Annotated in this window: 14 protein-coding genes; 11 read left to right on the top strand and 3 right to left on the bottom strand. The window is 39.9% G+C overall.

What is annotated here, in order from left to right:
• The 3 genes from VIM94_RS05650 to VIM94_RS05640 all read left to right on the top strand — a co-directional run.
• A partial coding sequence (locus VIM94_RS05650; RefSeq protein ID WP_332038311.1) for an energy transducer TonB occupies positions 1 to 345 on the top strand: 345 nt, incomplete at its 5' end.
• A 25-nt stretch (positions 346 to 370) separates the two neighbouring features.
• Complete coding sequence (locus VIM94_RS05645) at positions 371 to 1,486, top strand: tetratricopeptide repeat protein (protein ID WP_332038310.1); 1,116 nt, start codon at positions 371 to 373, stop codon at positions 1,484 to 1,486.
• Between the two features lie 152 nt (positions 1,487 to 1,638).
• A complete protein-coding gene (locus VIM94_RS05640; RefSeq protein ID WP_332038309.1) occupies positions 1,639 to 2,112 on the top strand; it encodes a hypothetical protein in 474 nt (157 codons plus the stop codon).
• A gap of 3 nt (positions 2,113 to 2,115) precedes the next feature.
• Here the strand turns inward: VIM94_RS05640 and VIM94_RS05635 are convergent, their stop codons facing one another.
• Positions 2,116 to 2,367, bottom strand: a complete 252-nt coding sequence (locus VIM94_RS05635) for a hypothetical protein (protein WP_332038308.1) — start codon at positions 2,365 to 2,367, stop codon at positions 2,116 to 2,118.
• A 162-nt stretch (positions 2,368 to 2,529) separates the two neighbouring features.
• On the opposite strand from VIM94_RS05635, the gene VIM94_RS05630 reads away from it, so the two are divergent.
• The gene (locus VIM94_RS05630; RefSeq protein ID WP_332038307.1) at positions 2,530 to 2,715 is read left to right on the top strand and encodes a type II toxin-antitoxin system HicA family toxin; all 186 of its coding nucleotides are present in this window, start codon (positions 2,530 to 2,532) and stop codon (positions 2,713 to 2,715) included.
• A 5-nt stretch (positions 2,716 to 2,720) separates the two neighbouring features.
• Positions 2,721 to 3,125 (top strand): type II toxin-antitoxin system HicB family antitoxin, encoded by a 405-nt coding sequence (locus VIM94_RS05625; protein ID WP_332038306.1) that lies wholly within the window; start codon positions 2,721 to 2,723, stop codon positions 3,123 to 3,125.
• A gap of 6 nt (positions 3,126 to 3,131) precedes the next feature.
• Here VIM94_RS05625 and VIM94_RS05620 read toward each other — a convergent pair whose 3' ends face one another.
• Both VIM94_RS05620 and VIM94_RS05615 read right to left on the bottom strand, forming a co-directional pair.
• Complete coding sequence (locus VIM94_RS05620; RefSeq protein WP_332038305.1) at positions 3,132 to 3,422, bottom strand: YciI-like protein; 291 nt, start codon at positions 3,420 to 3,422, stop codon at positions 3,132 to 3,134.
• Positions 3,423 to 3,475: 53 nt separating this feature from the next.
• Entirely contained in the window at positions 3,476 to 4,612 is a 1,137-nt protein-coding gene (locus VIM94_RS05615) for a glycosyltransferase family 2 protein (RefSeq protein ID WP_332038304.1), read from the bottom strand.
• Between the two features lie 78 nt (positions 4,613 to 4,690).
• Here VIM94_RS05615 and ruvC point away from each other — a divergent pair, with 78 nt between their 5' ends.
• The 6 genes from ruvC to VIM94_RS05585 are packed head-to-tail and all read left to right on the top strand — an operon-like array spanning position 4,691 to position 8,294.
• Complete coding sequence (ruvC, locus tag VIM94_RS05610; RefSeq protein WP_332038303.1) at positions 4,691 to 5,242, top strand: crossover junction endodeoxyribonuclease RuvC; 552 nt, start codon at positions 4,691 to 4,693, stop codon at positions 5,240 to 5,242.
• Positions 5,243 to 5,278: 36 nt separating this feature from the next.
• A complete protein-coding gene (locus tag VIM94_RS05605; RefSeq protein ID WP_332038302.1) occupies positions 5,279 to 5,572 on the top strand; it encodes a four helix bundle protein in 294 nt (97 codons plus the stop codon).
• A 48-nt stretch (positions 5,573 to 5,620) separates the two neighbouring features.
• The gene (gene hemW / locus VIM94_RS05600) at positions 5,621 to 6,748 is read left to right on the top strand and encodes a radical SAM family heme chaperone HemW (RefSeq protein WP_332038301.1); all 1,128 of its coding nucleotides are present in this window, start codon (positions 5,621 to 5,623) and stop codon (positions 6,746 to 6,748) included.
• A gap of 51 nt (positions 6,749 to 6,799) precedes the next feature.
• Positions 6,800 to 7,546, top strand: a complete 747-nt coding sequence (locus VIM94_RS05595; protein WP_332038300.1) for a cyclase family protein — start codon at positions 6,800 to 6,802, stop codon at positions 7,544 to 7,546.
• 2 nt (positions 7,547 to 7,548) lie between these two features.
• The gene (locus VIM94_RS05590; protein WP_332038299.1) at positions 7,549 to 7,899 is read left to right on the top strand and encodes a DUF4260 domain-containing protein; all 351 of its coding nucleotides are present in this window, start codon (positions 7,549 to 7,551) and stop codon (positions 7,897 to 7,899) included.
• Positions 7,900 to 7,931: 32 nt separating this feature from the next.
• Positions 7,932 to 8,294: an MmcQ/YjbR family DNA-binding protein gene (locus VIM94_RS05585; protein WP_332038298.1), complete on the top strand. Its 363-nt coding sequence runs from the start codon at positions 7,932 to 7,934 to the stop codon at positions 8,292 to 8,294.
• Positions 8,295 to 8,346: the final 52 nt, after the last annotated feature.

Genomic DNA, 8,346 nt, shown 5'->3' with positions numbered 1-8,346 from the left:
GTAATCGATGAGGTGCCGGTTTTTCCGGGCTGTGAAAATGAGTCAGATGAAGAGGCGAAGAAAAAATGTATGAGCTCAGGGATTGCAAACTTTGTAAATTCAAATTTTAAGGTGAAGGAAATGCGCGAGTTCGCAGAAGTGGGTATGAACCGGGTGATCGTTCAGTTTAAAATTGATTCTACAGGACAGGTAGTTAATGCCGAGGCTCGTGCAAGGAGCCCTGAACTTGAAGCGGAGGCCATTCGCGTGGTAAACGCTTTACCTAAAATGGAACCGGGGAAGCAGAGAGGGAAAGAGGTTGGAGTGATGTACTCCCTTCCAATAGTTTTTCAGGTAGGTGAATAGAATATTTTTCATATTAATCTTACTGGTGTGTAAAGCCGAAGCACAAACTTCGGCTTTGGCTGTTGCCGATAGTTTGTATGCAGTGGGGGAGTATGAAGAAGCCATTGAAGTACTGGAAGGGGTTTCAGAAAATTCTGAGAGAATTCACCAAAGCCTGGCAAAATATTATTCGGCTTCGGGGAATTCAGAGAAAGCAATTCAGCATTATCAGCAGCTTTTAAAACTCAATCCAAACCGACTTCTGGCCGCGATAGACTACGGGAATTTGCTGGTAAGGTCTGGAAAACTTCAAAAGGGCGATAGTTTGTTTGAAGCACTTTCAGAAAAATATCCTGAAACTGCCAAATTCTATTATCAAAGGGCGCTAATTAAAGAAAAGCAAGAAGACAGCACTGCAAGAGGCTTCTTTATAAAAACAATTACTCTGGATAAATTTCATCAGGGTGCCTTGTATAAAATTGCCAAAGAAGAACTTGAGAACCGTCGCTATAGTGAGGCTGAAAAACTTAGTAAACAAGGCCTTGAAGCGAATCCTGAAAATGCATCCTTGCTTTCCATTCTTGCACAAACCTATTCTTTGCTTAAAGAGTATCGAAAGGCGATTCTACATTATGAAAAATTACTTGACCTAGGGCAGAAGAGCGAGTTTATCTATTCCAAACTTGGCTATGCGAACTATCAGATTTTTGATTACAAAAGAGCGATTTTATATTATAAAAAAGCGCTTGAATTGGAAGACCGCAACGCAGCCACCCATTTTATCCTTGGGAAATTATATGCCCAAACCGGAGATCTGGATAAATCTGAAACGCATTTGCTCATGGCTATTCTCATCAAAAAACAACCGGTGGATGCCGAATTTCTTAGTCTGGGACTCACATATAAACTACAGGGAAAACATAAAGAGGCCCTGGACTATTTTAAGAAAGCTTTAGATGAAAATCCTGATAACCAGCGAGCTTTGTACGAAAAAGCGGTAGCTGCCGATAATTATTATAAAGACCGGGAACTGGTATTACAGCATTATAAAAACTATTTACGGAAATATGAAGAGCAAGGAAATCCGGGCATGCTCAGCTTAACCAGAAACCGGATTAAGGATATAAAGAAGAAATTACATCTGGAAGCAGAAAAACCCTAAAACTTCGATAAAAAAACGATTTAAGAGAAAAACAGATGAATTCCCCTTAAAAGTTACAAAGCCGGAATTAGATGTGGAGAAGCTGTTAAATTAGCAGGGTTTATTCCCTTGAAATTAATTACTTTTGTTCAAAGTTAAAGCGCAGTTTGCTGATGAAAAGAACTTTACTCCTGCTTTTACCAATATTCTTGTTTTCCTGTAATTTCGAGACCAAAAAGATCTCTTCGGAAGAAGTGCTGGAACTCGAATCCCAAACCCTCAACTGGAAAGAAGTAGACCAATATCCAGCTTTTGATGACTGCCAGGATGAAACTGAACTCAGCGCGGCCCGTAATTGCTTTGAGCGGGAAGTTGCTGAAAATGTATATGCTTATCTTGCCAAACAGCAACCGGTGGTAACGGAAGCCATTAACGATACCTTATTACTTTACTTAAAAATAAGCAAAGAAGGTCGGCCTGAGATCGATTCGGTAGAAATTGATTCTTTAACCACCAAACAACTCCCCGAAATTAGGAATTGGCTAACTCAAAGTATTGATTCTCTGCCGAGAATTTTTCCGGCAAGCAAGCGTGGCATTCCTGTTTCTACCGTGTTTAAAATGCCTATTGTTATCAGGGCTGAATAGTTTTTATACCCCAAGCATCAGTTCATCAAAATCAGAAGTCTGTCTTTCCTTATAATCATTAAGCAGGTTGCATATGAGGCTTCCTATGGCGTCGTGTCGCTCCTTTCCCTTCATCATATATTGAATTTTACTCCAACCTCTTATATCGCAAACCATCATCCCTTTTTTATCCCGAATAACCTGATCTGATTCTTCATAACGAACCGGAAAATCGATAGTGGATATCGCCAGTAAATTTTTATCAGTAACTGTCATAACTTATTTTTTTGTAAAAATAAATGCGATTGCTACTGAAGAGGTTATCGCAATATTAATGTTAACCGAGATGGTATTATAATATGGTTAATTAGGTACTCTTTATGACTTTAAATAAAACATAACATTTTTGTTATATAGCTTAAATGTTATAGATTTGATTTGGTAAAATCTACTGTCTTAATAAGTTTAATAGAAAAGGACGGATGGTATTTGGTTAGAAACAAAGGCAGTCATCATCATTTTAAACATCTTTCGAAGAAAGGGGTAGTTACTTATCCTCATCCAAAAAAAGATATTCCAAAAGGCACTGTAAATTCAATTTTTACACAAGCCGGGCTTAAATAATTAAGATGAAAAAAATTGAGGTTTTTGTTGAAAAAGCTAATGATGGAATTTACTGGGGGAGTATACAAAATCTGCCCGGTGGAGTAAGTTCTTATGGGAACTCTTTAGATGAATTGAAGCAGAATTTAAAAGCTGCTTTTAAGGATTATCTTGATGTTGGTCGGGAATTGAATGAAGATTGGGTACAGGAAATTGAGCAACTTACCGAATTTGAATATCAATTGGATATTGCTTCTTTTTTTAAGCTGTTACCGATTAAAATTTCTGCCATTGCCGAAAAAACCGGAATAAACCCCTCTTTAATGAGACAATACGCATCTGGTAAAGCGAACGTATCAGAAAAAAGAGCCAGAGAGATCGAGAAAGCCATTCACGAACTGGGAGAAGATCTTTTATCGGTTTCCCTTTAGATTTTCTTATCCCTCAAAACAGTTCCCAATCACCACATTCCATTTACGAATCTCCGTTTTTGCAATGAGTCCGTTTTGAACATAGGGATCCTTTCTTGCAAATTCAGCAACCTCTTTTTCCGATTCAGTTTTAAAGACCAAAATGGCTTCATCGGCGGGATCTGCTAAAGCCCCGCCGATCACCAGTAGGCCACGCTCGGCATAGTCTTTTGCCAGTTTTAAATGTTCATCCCTGTATTTTCCCCGCTCCTCCATATAGGTTGGGATGAGGCTGTACTTTAAAATAAAATAATTCATAATTCTAATTTTTAAATTCCTACTTCTAAGCTCGTACTTTCAATTTCACACCTCTAACTTCTAAATTTTCTCCCTTTCCATTCATAACCAGAAATAAGTGATTTTAAAGCCACATAAGTCGAGAAGAATGGGTAAGCCAGACTGCTCCAGAAATAACTTCGCAACACTTCTTCGCGCTTAAAGAATTTTGCAGAAAGATATAGAAGTCCGAAATCAAAATTAAATTTCAAAAGAAAAATGATTAACACAGGATAATAAGGCCAAATCTCCATCAAGGCCAATACCGCTGCCAGAACAAGTCCGACATTCATCAATAACACAATAACTCCTGCTAATTTGGAGAACAAACTTTTATATGCCGGTGCCTTGGCTGCCCAGCGAACCCGTTGCGAGACCAATGCTCGAAAATTCTTCTGGGCTTGAGTTTGTACAATGGCCTCCTTACTCTTTAGAAAATTTACTTTATATTTTTTCTGCTGAAATTTTTGAAGTAAGAACACATCATCCCCACTAGCTATCTTGTTATTCCCACTGAAACCATCTACTTCAAAGAATGCATTTTTGCTGTAACATAAATTCGCTCCATTACACATAAAGGCCTGCTCCATTCCAAAAGCACCTGCTCCTGCCGCCTGGAGACTTAAGACGTCAAGCTCTTCAAAAACTCGGAAAGGCTTCATATTTTTCCTGCTTTCAGAAGAAAAGAGGGAGACAGGTCCTGCAATTAGCGAATAGCCATCTTTTATAATAAAATCATTAAATACCTGCAGCCAGAGTTTTGGGACTATGCAATCGGCATCGGTGGTGAGGATATAATCGAATTCAGCTATCTCAATCCCTGTAGAGATGGCATCTTTTTTTGGGGAATTCGACCGACGTTCATTTTCCAGGATTTTAATCCTGAAGTGGGGGTGTTTTTCCTGAAATTCCTTGCAAGATTTCACCGAATTATCTTCTGAGGCATCATCGACCAAAAGTATTTCAAATTTGTGGGCAGGGTATTGCAGGTCTGCCAGTGAGTTCAGTAAAACAGGTAAATTTTCAGATTCGTTTCTGAAAGGGATAACAATGGAAAATCCGGTTTCCTTAGGGGAAAAGTCAGGTGAAAATTCAGGGATTTGCTGCCAGCCGTAGATCAGGGAGATCATCAGGATGAGATAGGCGATACTTATAAAAATGAAAATTATCATTGGGCCTTAGAATTCCTTAGCTTTGCTGGTTGCCCGAAATTACGTAATTTTTGACGGCTATAAACCCCAACTGCGATTTTGAAGAGCGAAAAAATTATTTTAGGAATCGATCCCGGAACCACGATAATGGGTTTCGGACTTATCAAGGTGGAAAATAAAAAAATGCAGTTCCTGCAACTCAACGAATTGCAGCTTAGTAAATATTCCGATCCATACATCAAATTAAAGCTCATTTTTGAGCGAACCATAGAACTTATTGACACCTACAATCCTGACGAGATCGCCATTGAAGCTCCTTTCTTCGGGAAAAATGTGCAATCTATGCTTAAGTTGGGCAGGGCGCAAGGGGTTGCGATGGCTGCCGGACTTTCCCGGCAGATCCCCATCACCGAATACCTTCCGAAGAAAATAAAAATGGCGATTACCGGGAATGGAAACGCCAGCAAAGAACAGGTGGCCAGGATGCTCCAAAGTCTGCTTAACCTGAAAACTTTACCCAAAAATCTCGACTCAACCGATGGGTTGGCGGCGGCGGTTTGTCATTTTTATAATTCAGGCCGCACCGAAGTGGGCAAGAGCTACACCGGCTGGGAAGCTTTTGTGAAACAGAATCCGAAAAAAATCAAATAACATTTAGCAATTAACAGTTAACATTAAAAATTAATAATGAACAAATCAACTGATAATATGTTATCTGAAAAATCCTATTCTTTTGCTTTAGAAATAATAGAGTTATGTAAGGTTTTAATGAATCAGAAACGAGATTATGTTCTTTCAAAGCAATTGTTGAAAAGTGGGACTTCGATTGGGGCAAACGTAGCTGAGGCTAATGGAGCAATTTCCAACCCAGACTTTTCGGCTAAAATTTCAATTGCCTATAAAGAAAGTCTGGAAACAAAATATTGGTTATCACTTTTAAAGGATTCTGGTTATATTAAAATCCACCCGTTTAAAGCCTAAAAATAAATAAGAAGTATTTGATCACTGTTAAACGATAATTGATAACTGATGGCTGGTATCTACATCCACATCCCTTTTTGCAAGCAGGCCTGTCATTACTGCGACTTCCATTTTTCGACTTCGCTAAAGAAAAAAGACCAGGTGGTGAAAATGCTGTGCAGGGAACTGGAACTTCGAAAGGATGAACTTTCAGTTTCAGAATATCAAACCATCTATTTTGGTGGTGGCACGCCGAGTTTATTAAAATCAGATGATCTGAAGCGCATTTTTGAAACGGTTTATTCCAATTATAATATTTCAGAAAAGCCTGAGATCACGCTCGAAGCCAATCCCGATGATCTTTCAGAAGAAAAATTAAAAATGCTGGCCGCTTCAAAGATCAATCGGCTTAGTATTGGCGTACAGTCCTTTTTTGAAGAAGACCTGAAATTGATGAACCGTGCACATAATGCCACCGAAGCCCTGGAAAGCATTCAGCTGGCCAGTAAATATTTCAAAAATATTTCCATCGATCTTATTTATGGCGTGCCTGGGATGAGCGATGAGCGCTGGAAGAAAAACATGAAAATCGCCCTCGACCTCGGAGTACCTCATATCTCAAGCTACGCCCTTACCGTAGAACCCAATACCGCACTTCAGAAATTCATCGAAAAAGGCAAAGTTAAACCCGTTGATGATGAAGCTGCCCGGCGACATTTTGAAATTCTGGTGCAAACGCTCACCAAAAACGGATTTGAGCATTATGAATTTTCGAATTTCGGGAAAGCCGGTTATTTTTCACAAAACAACACCGCCTATTGGCTTGGTAAAGCCTACCTGGGGATAGGCCCTTCGGCCCATTCCTACGATGGGAATGCCCGAAAATGGAATATTAGCAATAACAGCCTTTACATCAAGGCCCTGGAAAAAGCTAATCTCCCACAGCAAATAGAAAAGCTCACTACCGCCGATAAGTTCAATGAATATGTGATGACCCGCCTGCGCACTAAGTTTGGGGTGTCCCTGGTGGAGGTAGAAGAAAAGTTCGGAACTGATTACAAACAGCATTTTCTGAAAAATGCAGCCCCACTTCAGCAAAAGCACCTTCTGGAAGAAAGGGATGGGGTTTTGCATATCACGGCTAAAGGGAAATTTCTCAGCGATGGGATCGCCGCTGATCTTTTCTACCTTCATTAAATGCCTGTAAATATTCAAATAATTTTCTTTCCCTTTTCGTAATTTTACAAGATGCTGGCGAACATTAACCATAAGGACAAATCTTATCAGATAGACCTTTCCAAACCTCTGGATATTTCTTTGGGTTTACGGGGTGATTCCAAAAATCCCATAGCCTGGTACCTGGGCGCTCCGGTGATAGAGCCGGTGAAAGATGGCGATTTTATAGGGAAGGTTTCTGAGGGTGCTGCGGTAAATTTCAATAATGTAAAATTCAATCCTCACGCTCACGGTACACACACCGAATGCGTGGGACATATTACAAGAGAATTCTATAGCATCAATCAAACTTTGAAGAATTTCTTCTTTCCGGCAAAAGTGATTTCCGTAACTCCGGAAAAATGGCTGGAGGATATGGAGATTACACAAGCTATGATTAGCCAAAAACTTCGAAAAGATGAGACCGATGCTCTGGTGATAAGAACACTTCCAAATTATAATGAAAAACGCAGTCGGAAATATTCTCATACCAATTGGCCGTTTTTAAGTGAGAATGCCGCTACTTATATTCGGGATTGTGGGGTGCAACATTTGCTAATCGACCTGCCATCGGTAGACAAGGAGAAGGATGATGGGAAACTCCTGGCTCATAAAGCCTTTTGGAATTATCCTAAAAACACCCGTTTTGATGCGACGATCTCAGAGCTTATTTACGTTCCTAATTCCATTCCCGATGGGAATTACCTTTTAAATCTGCAAATCGCTTCTTTCGAGAACGACGCCACTCCCTCCAAACCTGTTTTGTATAAACTGCTGTAATTATGAAATTCACCCTCAAACTGGAAGAACTCGCGATGTTCCTTGTGGGAATTTTTGCCTTTAGTCAGCTCGACTTTGCCTGGTGGTCATTTTTGGCCCTCTTCCTCGCACCCGATCTCGGAATGCTTGGCTATCTCTTCGGAAATAAACCCGGGGCACTGCTCTATAATACTTTTCACCATAAAGGCCTCGCGATTTTAATCTGGTTGGTAGGCTTCGGTCTTCAGAATGAAGTAATTCAATTAATAGGCGTAATTTTGTTCGCCCACGCTTCATTTGATAGAATGCTGGGCTACGGCCTCAAATATGAGACCGGCTTTAAATACACGCATTTAGGCGAAATAGGGAAATGAGATTTCCGCCTTCGCGGAAATGACAATTTTTTATGGACATCGAAACTTTTAGAAATTACTGCATCAGTAAAAAAGGCGTCACCGAAGAACTACCTTTCGGGCCCGATACTCTTGTGTTTAAGGTGATGGGTAAAATGTTTGCCTTAGCTGCATTAGACAAGGTGCCTTTATTTGTAAATCTTAAATGCGATCCGGAGCGGGCCATGGAATTGCGAGAAACTTACGAAAGCCATATCCTTCCGGGGTATCATATGAATAAAAAAAACTGGAATAGCCTTATATTAGACGGCCAAATAAATCCTTCGCTGGTCTTTGAACTAACCGATCATTCCTATGATCTTGTGGTGCAGGGGCTTCCGAAGAAATTGCAGCAGGAACTCGAAATTATAAAATGAAACAAGCTTTAGAATTCTATATAGATCAAAAAGAGAATCATCAATTTCAACT

Source organism: Salegentibacter sp., assembly GCF_036568425.1.
Classification (GTDB): domain Bacteria; phylum Bacteroidota; class Bacteroidia; order Flavobacteriales; family Flavobacteriaceae; genus Salegentibacter.
The sequence above is the reverse complement of the archived record's forward strand: the minus strand, read 5'-3'. Positions and strand labels throughout refer to the sequence as shown.

Excerpts from the sequence above, each read along its gene's own strand:
- VIM94_RS05625 (WP_332038306.1), top strand. The coding sequence starts at position 2,721 with ATGAAAAAAATTGAGGTTTTTGTTGAAAAAGCTAATGATGGAATTTAC.
- hemW (WP_332038301.1), top strand. The coding sequence starts at position 5,621 with ATGGCTGGTATCTACATCCACATCCCTTTTTGCAAGCAGGCCTGTCAT.
- VIM94_RS05620 (WP_332038305.1), bottom strand. The coding sequence starts at position 3,422 with ATGAATTATTTTATTTTAAAGTACAGCCTCATCCCAACCTATATGGAG.
- VIM94_RS05635 (WP_332038308.1), bottom strand. The coding sequence starts at position 2,367 with ATGACAGTTACTGATAAAAATTTACTGGCGATATCCACTATCGATTTT.
- VIM94_RS05595 (WP_332038300.1), top strand. The coding sequence starts at position 6,800 with ATGCTGGCGAACATTAACCATAAGGACAAATCTTATCAGATAGACCTT.
- VIM94_RS05605 (WP_332038302.1), top strand. The coding sequence starts at position 5,279 with ATGAACAAATCAACTGATAATATGTTATCTGAAAAATCCTATTCTTTT.
- VIM94_RS05590 (WP_332038299.1), top strand. The coding sequence starts at position 7,549 with ATGAAATTCACCCTCAAACTGGAAGAACTCGCGATGTTCCTTGTGGGA.
- VIM94_RS05615 (WP_332038304.1), bottom strand. The coding sequence starts at position 4,612 with ATGATAATTTTCATTTTTATAAGTATCGCCTATCTCATCCTGATGATC.
- VIM94_RS05585 (WP_332038298.1), top strand. The coding sequence starts at position 7,932 with ATGGACATCGAAACTTTTAGAAATTACTGCATCAGTAAAAAAGGCGTC.
- VIM94_RS05640 (WP_332038309.1), top strand. The coding sequence starts at position 1,639 with ATGAAAAGAACTTTACTCCTGCTTTTACCAATATTCTTGTTTTCCTGT.